This window comes from Agrobacterium deltaense RV3, assembly GCF_900013505.1.
Classification (GTDB): Bacteria; Pseudomonadota; Alphaproteobacteria; order Rhizobiales; family Rhizobiaceae; genus Agrobacterium; species Agrobacterium leguminum.
In genome coordinates, this window is sequence record NZ_LT009746.1 from 1,368,647 (window position 1) to 1,387,522 (window position 18,876).

The following is an 18,876-nucleotide window of genomic DNA, read 5'->3' on the forward strand; positions in this document are numbered from 1 at the left end:
TTTCAGTTGCAACGCCGGTGCCAGTCCTCACCGGCGTTGGGAATTTAAAGCGAACGGGGGATGTCCCCCGTTCGCTCTCGGTTGGTCAGGAAACTCCTGTGAAGTCGTTGTTGGTCAGATGGTGCTTTCCGGAAACCGCCAGTTCAAAGTCGGCGTTCCCATCTGCATCGGTGTGACCACGAATGACCGTAAAGTCCTCGCCGTCACGAACTTCATGCGTAATCGCAATACCTCCGGTCGCAGTCAGAGAGGCTGGACTGTTGATTGTGAAGGTCTGCTTACCCGCAACACCTGTGTTGGCATCGATTGCTGAGAAGTCGATCTTGTCGCCCGGCTGAAAGCCGTAAATGCTGTCGCCATTGGCGGCGCTCGTCGTTGTGAAGCGGAAGGTGTCGTTGCCAAGACCGCCATCCATCACGTTCGCAGCATTCGATGCAGTGATCACGTCATGACCTGAGCCACCCACGAAGTTCTCGAAGCCGTAGAACGTATCGTTACCAGTCGTGGCGCTGACTGCAGTTCCGTGTCCCATGAGGCCTGTACCGAGATCTACGGTCAGGTTGGTCGTTGCGACGGAGTAATCAAGGGTATCCTTGCCTCCGTCTCCCCAATACCGGTCATTTCCGTCGCTGGCTGTTGCAAGAACGATATCGTCCCCATCGCCACCCCAGGCCTGGTCGTCACCGGCACCACCTTCGATGGTGTCGTTGCCGGAATCTCCGAAGAGAAGATCGGCCCCGTTATTTCCAAAGAGTACATCGTGACCGGCGCCGCCGTGCAGCTCGTCATCGCCGATGCCACCACTTGCAACATCGTTTCCTGCAGCCGCGACAATCACGTCGTCGCCGTCTTCGCCCCTCAGGATGTCAGAACCGGCATCCCCAGACAGCACGTCCGAGCCTCCACCCGCAAGTATCGTGTCATCGCCTGCTTGCCCGGCGAGTACTTCACCTGCAGCGGTACCGATTAGGGCAAGGGCTGCAATCGGGACAGAGACAACGGGGCCATCGTCATCGTCGTCATCGTGCGAGCAGGTGTCATCGTCATCCTCGCCGCTGCCACTCTCGTTGTCATCGTCGCTATCCTCATCGTCGTTGTCTTCTTCGCCTTCGTCGTCCTCGTCTTCTCCCTGCTCATCGTCATTGTCGTTATCGTCGCCACCGTTGGCGCCGCCGTCATCATCGTCGTCATCGTTATTGTCGTCGTCGTCTTCCTCTTCTTCCTCGTTGTCTTGGACGTTCGGCGAGAAAATATCCTCGTCAAGGTTCGTCAGACCCGTGTTTCGCGCGATGATGTCGGCGAACTCCTGGCCGTCGATGAAGTTTTCGTAGAAATCGAAATCGTCGAAACGCTCCGTATAGTAGAAGCGATCAGCTTCCTGAAGGCGATCGAACTGTTCCTGCAGGACGACCCAGAATGTCTGACCGACCATGCCGCCGTTGATGTGTTTCTCGGCAAGGCCTCCAACCCACAGATCAACGCGATCTATGCCTTTGACAATGCCGGTTCCGTTCGGTTGCATCGCAATCTCGATATCCGGGTTGATCGCTTGGAACGCATCGATTTCACCGGCCTCGAGCACGAGGTCTGGATATGCCTGACGGAACTGGGCGATCACGGTATCAGAGAGACCGTTACGGCTCTGGAAATCTTCCCAGGACGTGTAGGCCGTCATTGCTCCTGCATATCCTAGCGCCTCTGCGACATAGGGGTCTGTGGATGCTGCGAGGTCCATGCGAACCTGGTTGAGCGTTCCAAGTCCGACGTCCCAGCCTCGTGCAACGTTGAAGGCGAACAGGTCGGCGTTGATACGCACAAGGTCGTTTCGTACGGCGTCGACAATGTTGAAGTCGACGGCTTCGGCAGGTTGTGTCGCGATCCCACCGAGGATGGCACTCACACCGGACTGCTCATAGCCTTCCTGTGGCACGTATCCGTATTGCGCAAGCGTGCTGAGCGGCAGTTTGAAGGCACTTGGATCGTTCGTGGGATTGAGGAAGGCATCGAACAATGCCACCTGGGTCGGGTTCCCATCTTCATCGAGGACCGTCATGGTTTGGCCGATCAGCGAATGACCAACCCGATAGACAGCAGCGGCGAATTCATGGCTGATCGCTGCCGTCGCGTTCGGATTGTATTCCGAAAAACCGTGGTCACCGTCTCCTCTAATGCCGCCGATCAGCTTGTCTGCAAACTCGGTGAAGACGACACGCTGATATTCCGCTTCATTGAGCATCTTTGCAGCCTGGAACAACTCCTCAGCAGTTCCGTCGAAGCCGGCTGCCTCAAGGCCTTCGACATGAAAATTATGGTTGCGGGCCCAGATGGTATGCATTGAGGTGAGGGCAATGTTCTCATTCGCCCGGCCATCGCCCGCTACATAGTGATCGAGCAGACTGATGTAGGGGTTGGTGTCGAGAAGCAGTGCGTGCGTGCTACCCATGAAGTCCGAAGCAAGCCCGGACACCATCGCCTCGTTGATCACTCCTGCCGTTACGAGACCCGGGAAATAGGATCTGAAGCTAGCCTGACCTCCTGCAAGCGACGGCGAGTGAAAAACCGTATCGTTTTGCCAGTGATGCAGGATAAGGTCACGCAATGTCGGCATCAACTTGAAGGTCGGGTTGGAGGGATCCGCACCGCCTTGAAGCAAATGTGCCCCCAGACCGCCCGATCCATCGCCTTCGCGCAGGAACTGTCCGACGAGATCATTCGAGCCGTAAGCCTGGTTCTGATCGACGAACGGCGACGTCTTGTTTATGTGCTGCGGAACGCCGTCGTCATAATAGGCGACGGTTGCGCGTGTCAGATCGGCCGGATTGCCGGAGCCGGGAGCACCGATTCCGGGAGCACCGATCTGGATCGTGCCGTTTCCGCCTTTGCCGAGAAAATCCAGGCCGTGGTCGAAATATTGTCCGAACGCCATGAAGAAGATGTTGGCATTGGCTTTAGGCAGGTTTGCTTCCTGCGCGCCCAGAATGTTGCTGATGTTTCGGGGATCGAGCCCGGCAAAGATCGGGTTGATCGCGGAATTTCCGAAGGCGTCCGGCTCGCCGTAGTGCGACTGGGTGATGCGGATAAATGGTGTATCCACAGCACCTGCGTCGGGATCTGCAGCATTATTGCCATGGCCCGAAAGGGTGCGGACACCTGTTGGGACAGGATCATCACCATCGTTGGGAGAAAGACCATTCACGAGTGCTTTCAGACCAGCCAGATCACTTGGTGTGTATTCGAAGTGACCGGAAATATCGTCGCCGTCCTCACCTGAAGTCGCTTCCTGGAAATGGGGCGCGACACTACCTGTGAAAGTGATCGAATGCGTGCCATTCGAAAATGACTTTGTTCCGTTGCCATTGTCCACAAGAGTGTAGCTGGAGAGTTGTTGTCCCGGCGCCAGTTCGACAACGTCCTGAGGACGAAGGGTCCCAACGATCGTATCGTCGCCACCATTGCTGCGGAAGAGAATACGATGTGCTGACATCAATCCGGAGATGTTGACAGTTTCATCATCTGCTCCACCGTTAATGGTGATCGTGTTGAAGCTGAGGTTGGTCGGCGAGAAGTCGCCGATTGCTAGGACCGTGTCGTTTCCCGCATTGGTGTTGATCACGATCTCTTCGATCTCGGTCAGTTCCGCTATGATTGTATTGTTGTTGGGACCATTCCTGGTGATTACGATCTCAGTACCAGCGGCAATCTGGGTAAGCCCTGCGCTGAAAGCTGCAGCACGGGTGTAAACGCGGAAAGTTTCTGCAAGCGGTGACCCATCAATAATGAAAATGTCACCATTTGGCCCCTCAGTGCCTCCATTGACTATATCGTGCCCATTCGGGGGAAGCGATTGGTAGTTAATGATATCATCACCCCCTAGAGCGTTGATCGTGTCGCTCCCCCGGCCCCCGGTTATTATATCTGCGCCGTTGGTTCCATTGACGATAACGCCGCCATTTGCAGCGTTGATGACATCACCTACAACCTGGGTTGCAGCCGATGTAACTTGCTCAGCAGAGCCAAAGCCATCGACGAAGCTAACGACGACACGCACTTGCCGACCTACGTGTGCCTGCAGAGGCGTAAAGTTCGGTGAGTTTGTGCCAGCGTTCGTCCACGTTATGCCATTGGCCGATGTCTGCCACTGGAAGCTGAACGTTCCCAGACCATTTGCGTCGGCAATTCCAGAGGTATTTGCCGTCAAGGTCTGCGTTTCAGTGGGTGAAGTGTCGCTGATAACAGGCGCACCAGTGGCTGCCCTGTTTACAAGGGCAACCTCGACACCGTCCGAAAACCGTGCGGCCTCAATGTTGCGTAGAGTATCGACACCGTCAGACACAAGATTGCGCTCGGTCAACGGATCCACGACATTGCTGACCGTGTTGTGGGTCACCGTGAAACTTCCATCACCATTTCTGACGATCGTGTAGTTTGCACGAATATCGTTGAACTCGGCGGTATCATCACCTGCAAGCGGCGTTGTTGATGAGACAATCTCCCTAACAATATGCAACTGGCTTGGTACGATGGTGCGAGAGATCATCAGCTCAAAGAGCGACTTTCCAGCCCAGGCCGGATTTTCGTCTTCGGTGAAGACGTGTTTGAGGCTGTCGACCGTAGCAATCTGGTTGCCATCCGTATTTTCCGCACCGGCAGGCGTGATGCGGATACGAACGTTGAGCCACGCGTCACCATCGAGGAAGTCATCTCCGCCATTGCCGCGCAGTGAGTCACTACCTGCTCCGCCGAGCAGAATGTTACCCCGATCGAAGGCGGTAATCGCCTCCAGGTTGCCGCTGGCCGGCGCTGCCGCGATAAGACTGCCAAGAAGTTCGCGCAGGCCTTCAATTCGATTGACGCCTGCTTGCGTCAAACCATCGTTGAAGAAGATACCTTCCGTCGTTGCGACGGTGTCGCCGGGTGCCACGTCGCCGAAGACACGATCGTCACCAAGCAATGTGTCGTTGTAGTTCCAACCGGAAAGCGCTTCAGTCTTGTCGAAACGATTGCGAAGGATGTCCTCCTGTTCCGTGGTGAATATCGGGATACGCATATCGGCGTAAGCATCCATCTCCACGTCCTTGAAGATTGCCCAGTCAAAACCGAACATGCCTTCATTACGCATGACGCTTTCGCCTTGCACCATGATGTCGTCGCCGGATTCGGCATCGAAATCGTGTTCCTCATTGCCGGCAAACATGACGTCGTGACCAACGATCGACGAATTGAAGAAAAGTTCGGAGTTGTCTCCAGCCGTGGTGTCAAAACCGCCACCTGCCTCGATCCAGTCGTCGCCCTCATTGCCCATAAGCATATCAACGCCGTCACCGCCGAGGATGAAGTCGTCACCATCGCCGCCGAACACTTCCGTATCGTCGACACCGACAAAGACGACATCTTTGCCAGTTCCGCCCATGACGATATCCATGCCGTTCGAATTGGCGATCACGTCGTCGCCTTCATCGCCCTTCACAAAGTCGCCGGTATCGCCCGAGTCCGTGATGATATCGTTGCCTGCACCGCCGTTAACGAGGTCGACCCCGGCGCCGCTTTCGATGCGGTCGTCGCCGGCGTCGCCCCAGATACCGTCGTCGCCGAAATCGGTGATAATGGTATCGTTGCCTATCGTGCCGCCGACCACGACGTGTTCACCACCGGTGAAGCGAAGGTAATGTCCCGTGGTACCGCTTTGATCGGCGCTGGTGTCAGCGACACTTTCGTCAACGTCAGCAGTGGAGAGATCATCGCGCTGAACTTTACCGAGCCCAAGAGCGGCCATGATCGGATCGTCGCCGACAGGGTCGTCGCCTACCTGGTTCGCCTTGTTGATCTCGAGTACGAAATCGTAATCGGCGAAGACATCGACGCCAAGGTGGCGGGCGATGACGTCGTCGGCGGTACCTCTGATACCGTCAGCGCCAGGCTGGGCAATATCGGTATTCGCCATGATCATCTTGGCAAATGAGTTCTGTTCCAGCATGTTGAGGAAATTCTGGCCCTGTGTACGGGTCAGATAATAGAACCGGTCGCCATCCTGCAGGTTTTCGAGCTGCATTTCGAAGATCGCATTGAATGTCGAGCCGAGCATGCCACCGAAGGGCATCTTCTTTTCGGCAAGGCCGCCAATCCAGAGATCGATCAGGTTGAGGCCCGTTTCCACACCTGCCCATGTCCCTGTGCTGGTGAGATAGGAAACGCGGTCCGCAGGAGCACCAGCCCCGCCCATGACGAGTGCTGTCGCAGCCGCACGTTTTCCGGCCAGCGTGGATTCGCCGGTGATTGTTCCGTGCGTTCCATAGGCTGCAATGAAGTTGATCACGGATGCGGAGTTTTTCAGATTGGCGGCAAAATCAACCCAGTTGTCATAGGGTTTCAGGAATGTGGAGCCGCTTGCCGCGTACAATTGCGCACGGGCGTCGTTGAGTGAAGGCACGCCCGTGTCGCGACCGCGAGCAATGTTGATCGCGCCGAGATCCAGCGGAAGACCAAGCAGATTGTTGCGCAGGGAGCTGACGATAAATTCGTCGATTTCATTCCCATGCTCGACGACCATGCCACGCACGATCGCGCCAGCTGCCTGATCCGCACTGATGGTGCTGTTGAGATCAAACGCGACCGGATTGAGGAAGGCCTCGATGAGATCCAGTTCGGGTTCGGTCGCTGGCGTCTCCGTACCATCCGCATTCAGGAAAACGCGTGGCATACCGTCGGTCAGCATAGAATGCCCGAAGCGGTAAACGGTATGGGCAAATTCCGCGAAGATCGACGGATTGACGTCCGTGACCGAGTTGAAAACAAAGACATCGATCGCGGGCTGAATCTTGCGCGCGAACTCTTCAAATACGAGGTGCTGGTACTGCATCTCGGTTGCGAACCGGGCTGCCTGGAACATGCGCTCGCCGTCCCAGTTCAGGCCTTGTGCATAGGCTAGTTGATCGATCGCGGGAAGATTTTCAAAGCCAGCCGGGAGGCCGCCGATATCGGTCGCCAGCCATTCGTTGATGAAAGCGATATTGCCACTTTGCAGGATCGTCAGCATCTGGGAGTCGACCTGACGATTGTGCTCGGAATGGAAAATGTGATGGACCGCCGTCAGGCCAATATTCTCGTTACCGCGGCCGTCACCCGTGATGAAATGCCGTTCGAGCAACTCATTATCATAAACACCGGATGCGAGGGGGCCGCTGTTGACGACACCGTCGGCGTCCGCAGTTTTCAGCGCGCCGGTCTGGCTGTTAAATGGGTTGGCGTTGTGCGCAATGTCGTCCAGGAAGGCATGGCCGGTACGTAGCGCCAGCGAGGCGAACGTGTTTATAGGCGTTGACGGTGTGCCGGAGACCACTGCATCGTCAGCGGTGTTTGGAATGCCGTCTGCACCGATACCCGTCACAACCTGCGCATAACCTGTCACCGGATGGGGGATGAAATTGCCGTATTGATCGGTGCGGATAAGAGGCAGGTTGACAACATCCGCATCACTCAACTGGATGCCGAGGTACTGAAGAGCGTTAGCCTTGATATCCGCCCATGTCGGAAGGCCACCATGTGTTCCTGCGGGAGAACCTGCAGGGGGAGGGCCATCAAGCAAACGTCCGGTCGCGACGGTGACGCCCCCAACCGTCGCGTATTCACGCAGGAAAACCTGATGCGACGGATGGGAGGTGTAGGTCTGGTTCTGATCAACGAACGGAGTTGTGGTGTTACGGGCCTCGTGATGTGTATCGTCGGCCGTCCCCATAATCCCGTCTGCACCGGGGCCATCGACAGGGTCCGCTCTGGTGATGACCATAAAGCGCAAGCTGGGGGGCAGGTCGTCGGGCGTACCGGCAATTCCATCGGCGCCGAGCACCAGAGGATCGTCCGCCTGCAGTGGAATGAAAACTGAGCCGTTGTTACCCTTGCTAATCAGGTCGAGACCATGGTCGAAGAACTGGCCAAAGAACGTCATCCACGCATTGAACGGCGCCGAGAGACCTTCATCAGGTGCAATGTTCGGGATCGAAGCAAGGTCGGCATTGGTGAGGTATACACCGTTCGTGCCAAGAGGTTCTCCGGGCGCCACGGGTACCATACCAGGGTTAGCCTCCTCCCATGCTGCGACCGCCAGAGGATTGTTGAACCAGGCCGATACCGCAGCCGGATTGTTGATGCTCATGTCGGAGATAAGGTTCGAGATGATGCGCGGATCTGCGTCGGCAACGTTCCCTGTATGGCCGCCATTTGTTCCGGAAGGTGCGCCGACGACACTGTAGTCGGTGTTCGTTACGACGGCCGGGCCTCCGAGTGACATCGTGTCGCCATCGGCATCGTTGCGGAAATTCGGATCAAGCGCACGCGGCATGGCCTGGTCGGCAGCCCCCCAAAGTTCCCGGCCCGCCACGATATTGTTGTAGGTACCGTCGACAGTGCGAAGTCCGACGGGCACATGGGGATCGGGAATGGCGCGAGGCGTTGACGGGTTTCCAAGGTAGACCCCGGTGACAGCATCGTATTGCGACCGGTCGGAAACAACTGTCCCATCAGGGTTGATCCGGATTTCAGTGAGCGGAACACCAGAAGCGTGAACTTCCGCGACCTTGATCTGATGAAGAACAAATGCCAGGTCAGCCTGGTTAAGTGTAAAAGCAGCCATTTTCCCCTCCGAAGCGCCAGCGCGCTAGAACGCGTTACATGGATGGAGGCTTTGAACGTTTCGATTGGCCATCAGGCACAATCCCAATCTCCTCCATTCGCCCGGAAGGAGATTCCCCTAGCCTTCATGCTCTCAGGTTGCAGGAATCGCTTGCGCAAGACCATTTCACATGGTCCAGTTCTTTCAGGCCCGTTGGTCGCAGGAGTTCATCAGACCTTGGTCTGAGAGTTTGTAGTCCAAGGTCGATGTGGCTTGCGGAAATAGGGTAAGCGCATTAAATTGCTGAAATAATTGTATAATTGCAGAAGCATCCAACATCCGAGATTTTTCAAAGATCAAGTCTGCGATGAAGTTCTGCTTCTGATAAGTCCGAATTCGACGAGCTTTGTGGATTAAATATCAGCGGGCTGGGACATGAAAGATTCGCCGTTTGACAACACTGGTGATGACGCAAAATCGCAAAATGGATCGCTTGGAAAATGGAAATCGTCCTCGCGACGATTGACCCACTGGTTCCGGGATCTGCACCTTTCGACACAATTCATGATCCTGATGTCACCGATCGTGATTGTCTTAATGTCGTGCCTGACGTTTTGGGCTACCGATCGGGTTGAACGCGCCATGCTCGAGGGAGCTGGGGGGGTAGGGGCTCTTTATCTCGAAACCTTTGTATCTCCGCTCATCCAAGAGGCTGATCTCAATAGCGATACGATTGACCCGGTCCTTGTATCACGCCTTGAGAATCTGCTCGGCACAGGGCCAATCGGTCAGCACGTTCGCACGATCAAGCTTTGGCGGGCCGATGGGAGTATATTCTATGCGACCAACAATCAGAAAATTGATCATCCAACCGTCTTCGATGAGCTGAAATCAGCTTTGTCAGGTCAGATCGTCGTGTCCCGTACGGAGGTGGACAAGCACGTCTATACCGGCGAGGAAAAACAAAACCTCCTCCTGGAGGTCTACGCGCCACTTCTCCGAGACAAGAATGGCAAAGTCATTCTTGTCGGAGAATTTTACGAAGAACCCAATTATCTTATCTCCGAACTCGGCTCAGCCCGGCGCGGAACATTCCTGATTGTAGCGAGCATCACTTTGCCGATGCTCGGGTTATTGTATCTCATGGCATTGGCGGCGAGCCGGTTGATTGTCCGTCAAAAGCGGGCGATCGAGGCCAACCTCCTCAACGCACTAGATCTGTGGGAACAAAACGACAAGCTGAGGAAGGCCGCCGACTACGCCAGGCTCGAAGCAGGTAAGCTGAACGAAAAGATACTCGATCAGATCGGTAACGACCTGCATGATGGCCCGGTGCAGGTTCTGACCCTTATCAGTCTTCGTCTGAGCGATATGATTGCAGAGCAGCGCGCCAGCGGTTTGAAGGTCAACGCCGATCTTGAAAAGCTTTTGAGTTTTGTTTCAAGCGTCCTTGCAGAGCTCCGGAAAATTTCCGCCGGTCTATCATTGCCGGAACTCGACGAACTGAGCTTGAGTGAAACAATAAAGCTCGCCGTCGCTCGCTATAGGGACCTTACGGCGTTTCCTGTTGAGATGGATGGGCTGATACCGCACGAGATGCATAAACCTCACCTGAATGTCTGCGTCTACAGGTTCATTCAGGAAGGGTTGATGAACGCGTTTCGTCACGCCGCCAACAATAGGCAGAAAATCCGATATCGGATTCACGACGACAAACTGATCATCGTCGTGGCTGACCTGGGGGAACGCGTCGTGCGCTCGGATCAAAAGGCCGCAGCGCGGGTGAAACTCGGTTTAACAAGTCAGAAGCGCAGGGTGAGGTCGTTCGGCGGTAAAATGCGGATATTCAGGCGAGCGTCGGGAACGATCGTCGTCGCGGTCTTGCCGATCAATCAGCTTTCAAACGATGGTGACAACTAGCATCGTCTGCCATGGCGTTCACCGTTGACCTCACGCTAGTTGAAGAGATCGCGAGGTCCGCCAATTTTTTGCGCCGCTAGAACGGCTTCAACGCGATTCCGCACGTCGAGCTTCTGCATGAGGATTGTCATGTAGTGCTTGACCGTTTTCTCGCTGATGTCGAGACTTCTGGCGATTTCGCGATTTGTCTGACCCCGCATCAGATAGGAGACAATCTGTTCTTCGCGAACGCTGAGGCGCTTCTGCTGTATAGCTTTCTGTCTCGCCTCCGCCGCCTTCATCGACATGATAACCTTCGTCGCGAAGCCTGGCGTCATGTATGTCTCACCGTTTCGCGCGGCAATAATTGCATCGTGAAGGTCGGTTGAACTGCTTCCCTTGAGAACGTAGCCGGAAACCCCACAATTGAGAGCTTTGATTGCAGTCTCGATACTGGAGGTCGCCGTGAAAATCACCACCTTCGTCCCCGGCATTGTTTGAACGATGACTTCTATCGCTGCCATTGAATCGCCGGGCATGCTGAGATCTACGACGATCACGTCCGGCGCAAGCTGCTCTGTGAGCTTGATTGCATCGACAGCATTGTGCCCCTGACCTACGATCCTCAAATCTTTCTTGCTCGAGTAAAGACTTACAAGCCCTTCGAGGAGAATAGGGTGATCGTCAACAAACGCGACTGAAACCGGTGCATTTACAGCTGATGGCATTGATCCAGCCTCACAGTTACTTGGGCTGAAAAAATAACATAATAGAATCTCTCTAAGCAACTCGCTATAAATGAAGATACCCTGCGAATTATGGGCACTAAAGTATTAGTTCGGACTAATCATTTATGATTACATAGATCGCACAGAGTAAGTTTTAGGGTCGTAACACCCTATAATATTTCAATATTTATTGAGAGATTCATTCAACATTTATTCATTTAAACATAAAGTAAAAATTGAAATAACCACTGGATTTAAGGGGGTTTTCAACTAGATTTGTCTCTGAGAGGAGAGGCAATGCCAGTTGACGTCTCACAATTTTATCGTTTGCTCGATCAGTTCCAGGATTCTGCTGTCGAACCTGAGCGTTGGCCGTTACTGATGGAGAGTATTTCTTCGGCCAGTGGCGCTGCAGGGGTGAATATTATGGCGCCTGCTGGGCGTAGCTCCGTCTGCGGCCTTCTGTTCACCGATAGTCTCGCAATGAATAGCCCCTAGATTTGTAGACGCCTTCTTTCCTAATTTTGAGGCAGGAAGAGCATCATGAGCAAAACGAATTTCACCGAAGAATTTAAGCGCGACGCTGTTCGCCAGATCACCGAGCGAGGTTATCCGGTTGCGGAGGTTTCGCAGCGCCTCGGCGTGAGCCAACATTCCCTGTATGAATGGAAGAAGAAGTTTGCTGTTGCTTCAACCGGTAATTTTGCAAGTCTCTGTGTGTTCACGCCCCCGCAACCAATATCTTCAAGACTATCAAGACTTTATCGGCCTCCTTCGGGAGGCCGAAGTCGTTTTTACCCCTAGCACAACGCTAGCACAAATCCCGCCCCCAATTTGGCACTGCCCGTATGCCGTAATTCCATCATGTTGAAATGACCTTGCCCCGTTGAAATAAACCATTTTGAAGTAAGCTCTGGCCCATTGTGATGCGCTCTCCGAATTTGGGCCAGCGGGAGCTGGAATTTTCCGGGGTTTTGGCTCAGTTCGGCGGGGGTGCCGATGAGCCGTTCATAAGCGAAATCGGCACCGTGTTGCCGATGGCGCTATGTGGCCGGAACTCGTTATAGTCTCTACGCCAATCCTCCATCTTCGATCGCGCGTCGTCAAGGCTCATGAACCAATGGGCGTTCAGGCACTCGGCCCGGAACTTGCCATTGAAACTCTCGATGTAGCTGTTGTCCGTCGGCTTGCCAGGCCGCGAGAAGTCGAGCACGACACCCTTGTGATAAGCCCAGAAGTCAAGGTCCCGGGAGATAAATTCACTGCCATTATCGACGCGGATAGCGGCGGGATAACCGACCTGCCGGCATACCCGCTCCAGCGTCTGTACCACGTCTTCGCCCTTGTAGTTGAAGCGGGCGTCGACTGCCGGCGAGAACCGCGAGAAGGTGTCGACTACCGTCAGCGCCCTAATCTTGCGACCCGTTGCCAACTGGTCATGAACGAAGTCCATGGCCCAGACATGGTTGGAATGGGTGGCTTCCGTGCGATCCGCCCGCAACTTCGCCTTGACCCGTCGTTTGGGAACCTTGTTGCGGAGCTGGAGGTCCATCTCCTTGTAAAGGCGATAGATTCGCTTCGGATTGACGGGCCACCCGTCGCGCTTGAGCAGGACATGAACACGACGATAACCGTAACGCACTCGCGTCTGGCAGATGTCCCTGATCTTCAGCTTCAACTCGGCCTGCTCGCCGCGCCTGGACTTGGAGACATAAAGCGACCGATCGATCTTCAATACCGCACATGCGCGCCGGATCGAAACCTTCCAGTCCACTTTGACCGTGTCGACAAGCTTGCGCTTGCGGGCAGGCCTTAGAGCTTTTTTGACAGCACGTCCTGGAGCATGGCCTTGTCCAATGACAGATCCGCGACGATCCGCTTCAGCTTGGCATTCTCGTCCTCGAGCTGGCGAAGACGCTTCATCTCCGAGGGCATCAAGCCCGCGTATTTTTTGCGCCAATTGTAAAACGTCGCGTCCGAAATTCCTGCCTTGCGGCAGACCTCGCCGATCGGCGTGCCATCCTCTGCCTGCTTCAACACGAATGCGATCTGCGCTTCCGAAAACTTCGAGGCCTTCATCGAATTCTCCTCTTCTTCCCACCAGGGATCATAAGTGGAAAATTCCAGTTCTAAATGGCCAAATTTATTGGGGGCACGTCACATTGAGAGAGCCAGGGAATGAAGCGCAATCGTTTTACAGACGAACAGATCATCGGCATTCTGAAGGAGTACGTGGCTGGCACGCCGGTCTTGGAGCTTTGCCGCAAGCACGGCGTAAGCGATGCCAGCATCTATAAGTGGAAAGCCCAGTTCGGCGGCATGGACGTACCCGAAGCCAAGCGCTTGAAGACGCTGGAAGACGAAAACACGAAGCTGAAACGGCTCCTGACCGATGCGATGCTGGACAATGCGGCTTTGAAACCTTGTGGGAAAAAATGTATGGTCCGCCTCGTCCGTGCAAGGGTACGCGACATCGTAAATGACGATTCCAGTTGCATAAATGTATCCGGCCTCTCGCGAGTGGGCTGCGGTTGCAGCCAGGCCATGATGAGATCCGCACATGCCGTTCCCAATAAATGGTTCGGGCACGAAGCCCGCTTTTTTGCACAGGACTTACGGCATGTTGATCCACTGTTTCGTCATCACTATTCTCGAGCCTTGCAATCGAGCCAGGAGCGTCAGGTGAAGGCAGGGTCCCTGCGTTCGTAGAGCGCTCCAGGCTTGGTCAGGACGACCCAGACAATCCGGGCCATTTTAGCGGCAAGTGCGACTACAGCTTTGTTGGGGTGCATTCGTGCCTGAAGGCCATTCAGCCAGTTCCCCAATCGATCTCGTGTTCGGTCGAGGTGCCGAAAGCAGGATCGTGCTCCATGAACAAGGAGCTTGCGCACATAGCGGTTTCCCCGCTTACTGATGCCGAGAAGCTTCTGCTTTCCTCCGGTCGAGTATTCCCGTGGCACAAGGCCAAGCCACGCTGCCAGATCGCGAGCTTTCTGGAATTGTCGGCCGTTGCCAACCGCGGCAAGAAGTGCGGTGGCTCCCAACGCTCCGATCCCAGGGATCGTCATGAGCCGTCGTGCGACATCCTCGCGACTGGCGATCGCCTCGATCTCGCGTGTGACGTCACCAATGCGCTGTTCCAATTGGCGCAGATCGGCAAACAGGTCTGCGAGCAGCTTACGCATTGCCGACGAGAGATCGTTGGATTGATCTTCGACAGCGTGCGGCAGGTCGACCTTGAATAGGCCTGCGCCTTGGCGCAGGGCGATCCCGTATTCGAGGCAGAAAGCTCGCATCTGATTGATCAGACGCGTTCGCGTTCCGATCATCTGATCCCGGATCCTGTGCAAAGCCTGAAGATCGGCTTGTTCCTCGCTCTTGAGTGCAGCAAATCGCATTGTTGGACGTGTGGCAGCTTCAGCGATCGCTTCCGCGTCGATGATGTCGCTCTTGTTCGACTTCACGTAGGGCTTCACGAACTGCGCGGGGATCAAGCGCACCTTATGTCCAAGCGCCTGTATCTTCCTGGCAATCCACTGAGATCCGGCGCACGACTCCATACCCACGATCGCCGGTGCTGCGCGCTCGAAGAACTGTAGCAGCGTGTCGCGTCGGAAACGAACCTTTTGCACTGGCACGCCATCGCTCCCGAGGCCGACAACGTGAAAGATGTTCTTGCCAATATCAATTCCGTAGACAGCCGCTGGGCGCGGCATATTGCGCTGTGGCATTGCAACCTCCTTCGGTTTGGCCGCCTCATGATGCGGCAGGAGGACGAGGCGGACCATCCCATTAGTGGTGACCCCCGCAGCAAGGCGAAAAGCTGTCGCGCATCTGATTGATGACCACCAGATGAGCGAACGGCGGGCGTGTAAAGCCATCGGCTTTTGCTGAATGACGGTTCGTTGGGAAACGAGGCGCAGCGATGACCATGACCTTCGCGAGCGGATGAGGGCGCTGGAGCATGAGCACCGCCACTTCGGTTACCGCCGCATCCACGTGCTGCTCAAACGCGAGGGACACCGTGCGAACCACAAGAAGCTCTTCTGGCTGTATCGGAAGGAGAAGCTGATGGTGCGCAAGCGCGTCGGTCGGAAACGAGCGATAGGCACACGAGCACCGATGCTGATCCCGCTTGCCGCCCATGGTCGCTGGTCACTGGACTTGGTGTCGGATCAGCTCATCGATGGTCGCAGGTTCCGGGTGCTTACGGTAGACGACGATTGCACCAGGGAGTGCTTGGCTCTCGTCGCCGATACATCGCTTTCCGGTATGCGGGTTGCCCGTGAGCTGGACCGGATCATCGAGGGACGAGGCAAGCCGAAGATGACCGTCAGCGACAATGGTAGCGAGTTCACCAGCAACGCGATCTTGCAATGGACGGATCGTACCAAGGTGGAATGGCGCTACATCGCACCGGGCAAGCCTTTCCAGAACGCCTTCATCGAAAGCTTCAATGGGCGGCTGCGAGACGAGTTGACCTGAGACCCAATCTCCCTCCAGTTTTCGGGAGAGTCCTGGGTTTTCAAACTGGCGCTACGATTACAACGATCACCGCCCACACTCTGGCCTCGGCTGGCTGACACCCGCCGAGTTCGCTCGGACAATCAAACCGCGACGTGATGCGGTGCTGCGCAGCCGAAATGGCTCCGCACCGCACCCCGCCACTACCGCCCCGAATACAGAAACCCAAAACCGCTGGAGCGCGCTCAAAACTGGATAAAACTTGCGGGCAAGGTCACCGTTGTTCGGCTTCCGTTGACGAGCCTCAAAGCGGACTTTGATGCGACTTTGCTGTGCATTGCGCGGCAGGTAGGAACGTGGCCTGTTGACGGTTCAGGGTGTGTCTGTGCATTACTCAGCACCACCGTTGCAAGATGGCTAACAAACATCGGCGGACATGCTTTGGCCTAGTGTGTGCATGGCAAGCTTGGCTCTTATCAAATTACGCCTTCTGTTGAAGCAGCTGCTTAATAGTCTCGACGATCTGCTCTTCCCGGTAAGGCTTGGCGAAAAATACCGTTTCAGCAGGAATCCGGTCGCCAGGGTCCTGGATATGCCCAGAAACAACGATCACCTTGATCGGCGGCCACCTATCACGAATGATGGCCGCAAGGCGCATGCCGTCGAGGCCGCGCGGCATATCGACGTCGGTAAACACAATGCGAATATCGTCGCGTTCCTCCAGAATAGCCACGGCTTCTGTCGCATCTGCCGCGGCAACCGCTTGATATCCTGCCGCCTCAACGAGGTCGACGGCAGCCAGACGCAACAGCGGTTCGTCTTCGACTACCAGGATGATCGCAACTTTGTTCGTAATGTCAGCCATCATCATGAGTGCCTCAGTTGCGAAACCAATGCCTGCATCGTCACTCGCAATCCTTCCGGATCGTAATTGATTTCGACACCGCCTGTTCCCATCAATCCAAGTCGGATGAGTTTCGATCCAAAACCTTTACCTGATGGCGTAACCACCGCGGGGCCATCATGCTCCTTCCAGTCAAGATGAAGCGCAGTATCTCCGTTGCACTCCTGCGTTGTCCAACGAACGGTAACGGTACCCACGTCGTTCGACCATGCTCCATATTTCAGGGCGTTGGTGCCAAGTTCATGCATCAAAAGAGCTAGAGAAAGAGCCGAGCGCGGTCCAAGCTCCAAGTCTTTACCTGACATCGAGTAACGGTCGGGTAGTGACAGCTGGCGCAAAACAGAATCAATGACGGCCTCCATACGCGCGGAAGACCAATCCTGCACGAGAAGGACCTCGTGGGCTTTGGAGAGCGCGTGGAGACGGTTGGTAAAGGCCTCGACTGGTCCTCGATCTGTCACCGGACGCAAGGTCTGCGTTGCAATCGCCTGGACCATGGCCATCGTGTTCTTCAGGCGATGACTGATCTCGTGGTTCAACACCTGCTGTTCCTGTTCGGCTAGTATCCTGGAGATGGCTTCGCGCGTGCGGTCGGCAATTGTGCGGACAAAATCGCGCTCTTCCGTCGTGAAGTGATGGGGTCTGTCGTAGTGAACGAACATAACTCCCACAAACGCGCCGTGCTCAACGATCGGAACATTGACGAGAACCGAGATTCCGATCGAATGAAACAGCTCGGCCGAGTCTGACGTCCGGGGATCTTTTTCCACGTCTGGGATAATCACCGTCTCGCCGCGCTTAAGATCCTCGATATATGATCCATAGTTACGAAACTGATGTAGGCCAGCGACGGTCGAGACCCCTTCTGCTCGCCAGTCTGGCAGCATTTCAACGGTCTCGGCGATGGGGTCCACAAGGCCGTAGCCTGCTCTTGTGGCGCCAGCCAGGTTTCGCGCCATAATCTCGGCTGCAGCAAATGCTACATCTGTGACATCGTCCAGTTCACGAATTTTGTCACCTAGCTCCAGAAATGCCAGCTGTCGGTCTTCCGCAACTTTTTGCGCCGTAGCATTCCGTGCGACCTTGATGAACCCGGAAATCGGTGAAGCACCTCGGCTTGGAAGCGGGCGAAGGGTCCCGTCGAGAAACACTTTTGATCCGTCCGCTGTCTGGTGCCATCGCCGATCGACTGCGAGGCCTTCTGCTGCGGCTTTCCGCACTTCCCTAGCCGGAACGTCTGCCGCGCGATCCTCAACCGTAAAGAGCTCTGCGAACGGCCGGCCGAGCATCTCCGCTTCCGACCAGCCAAACGTTTCCTGTGCCCCGCCAAACCAGCTGGTAATGCGGTGCTCGTTATCCACTGTCAGAATTGTGTAGTCTTTCGCCCCCTCGACGATGAGCCGCAGTTTTGTCTCGCTCTCCTGAAGTGCCTCCAGCGCCCGCATTCGGTCCGTCACCTCGACAAAGATGATGACAAACTTGTCATTACCGGTGGCTTGTACGTAGCCATCGAACCAGCGGCCAAGCGAGCCAACTTTCCGGGTAAACCGTATATTCCGGCCGGTTTCGACCACGTCTGCGACGTCGGAAACCCACTCCTGTTCAAAACTCGGGAAAATCTCACGCATTGTACGGCCTGACACGTTTTGGTCAGGATAGCCTACCAGTTCACTCCAAGCGGGATTGACCGTTTCATACCGCCAGTCGACGATCTTGCCATCGATATCCCGAACAACTGAGCCGACGATAATGCCTTCCTCGAGCTGCTCGAAAAGCGAACTCCATCGACGCTCGGATAGAAAAGTGGCGATCTGGTTCGAAACCAGCTTGCCGATCCGACTGAGCAACTCGAGCTCGCTCTCCGTCCAAGTACGTGGCTCACCATCGATCGCAGCCAACGCCCCGATCACCATTCCGTCCGGCAACGTAACTGGAACCCCCATGTAGGAGATCACGCCAAGATCCGTGATGGCCAGATTGTTCCGGACAAGATCGTGGATCGTTGCGTCACCTATGATCAGAGGCTGTTTATCGCGGACGACATGTTGACAGAATGAGTGCGTCAGGGGGGTCTCAGCCGCCTCGGCCCATTTTTCCGGCAAGCCGAGGTGAGCGATGAAAACCTGACGATCTTCATCGAGTATCGACACAAGCGCCACAGGACAGTTCAGCCCCGCTTTGACGACCTCGATAATGTCCTGGAATTCCGACTGAACCGGAGCTTCAAGCAGACCTGAATCTCGAACAGCGCCGATGCGCTCCGATGGTGAACTCAC

General features: G+C 55.4%; 7 protein-coding genes and 3 pseudogenes. 4 read left to right on the top strand and 6 right to left on the bottom strand.

The genetic code is table 11. The annotated features are described in order from the left end of the window. Positions 1-85 precede the first annotated feature (85 nt). A complete protein-coding gene (locus tag AGR7B_RS20640; protein ID WP_080857735.1) occupies positions 86-8,626 on the bottom strand; it encodes a peroxidase family protein in 8,541 nt (2,846 codons plus the stop codon). Positions 8,627-9,040: 414 nt separating this feature from the next. Between AGR7B_RS20640 and AGR7B_RS20645 the strand changes: the two genes are divergently transcribed. Next, positions 9,041-10,525 (top strand): sensor histidine kinase, encoded by a 1,485-nt coding sequence (locus AGR7B_RS20645; RefSeq protein ID WP_080857736.1) that lies wholly within the window; start codon positions 9,041-9,043, stop codon positions 10,523-10,525. A 35-nt stretch (positions 10,526-10,560) separates the two neighbouring features. On the opposite strand, the gene AGR7B_RS20650 is transcribed toward AGR7B_RS20645, so the two are convergent. After that, a complete protein-coding gene (locus tag AGR7B_RS20650) occupies positions 10,561-11,232 on the bottom strand; it encodes a response regulator (RefSeq protein ID WP_080857737.1) in 672 nt (223 codons plus the stop codon). A gap of 543 nt (positions 11,233-11,775) precedes the next feature. Here AGR7B_RS20650 and AGR7B_RS20655 point away from each other — a divergent pair. Next, a pseudogene (locus AGR7B_RS20655) lies at positions 11,776-11,919 on the top strand (transposase); the annotation flags it as partial. Between the two features lie 292 nt (positions 11,920-12,211). Here AGR7B_RS20655 and AGR7B_RS20660 read toward each other — a convergent pair. Then, positions 12,212-13,311, bottom strand: a protein-coding gene (locus AGR7B_RS20660; RefSeq protein ID WP_121490442.1) for an IS3 family transposase whose coding sequence is annotated in 2 segments (ribosomal slippage) — positions 12,212-13,059 and positions 13,059-13,311 — 1,101 coding nt in all. Because the reading frame shifts where the segments join, the coding sequence is not laid out codon by codon here. Positions 13,312-13,410: 99 nt separating this feature from the next. On the opposite strand from AGR7B_RS20660, the pseudogene AGR7B_RS20665 reads away from it, so the two are divergent. Beyond that, a pseudogene (locus AGR7B_RS20665) lies at positions 13,411-13,653 on the top strand (transposase); the annotation flags it as partial. A 257-nt stretch (positions 13,654-13,910) separates the two neighbouring features. On the opposite strand, the gene AGR7B_RS20670 reads toward AGR7B_RS20665, so the two are convergent. Continuing rightward, positions 13,911-14,963, bottom strand: a complete 1,053-nt coding sequence (locus AGR7B_RS20670; RefSeq protein ID WP_080858174.1) for an IS110 family RNA-guided transposase — start codon at positions 14,961-14,963, stop codon at positions 13,911-13,913. A gap of 64 nt (positions 14,964-15,027) precedes the next feature. On the opposite strand from AGR7B_RS20670, the pseudogene AGR7B_RS20675 reads away from it, so the two are divergent. Beyond that, positions 15,028-15,955: pseudogene (locus AGR7B_RS20675) on the top strand (IS3 family transposase); the annotation flags it as partial. A gap of 222 nt (positions 15,956-16,177) precedes the next feature. Here AGR7B_RS20675 and AGR7B_RS20685 read toward each other — a convergent pair. After that, a complete protein-coding gene (locus AGR7B_RS20685; RefSeq protein WP_121490443.1) occupies positions 16,178-16,567 on the bottom strand; it encodes a response regulator in 390 nt (129 codons plus the stop codon). Next, the gene (locus tag AGR7B_RS20690) at positions 16,564-18,876 is read right to left on the bottom strand and encodes a GAF domain-containing protein (RefSeq protein ID WP_080857738.1); all 2,313 of its coding nucleotides are present in this window, start codon (positions 18,874-18,876) and stop codon (positions 16,564-16,566) included. The genes AGR7B_RS20685 and AGR7B_RS20690 overlap by 4 nt, the downstream gene beginning before the upstream one ends.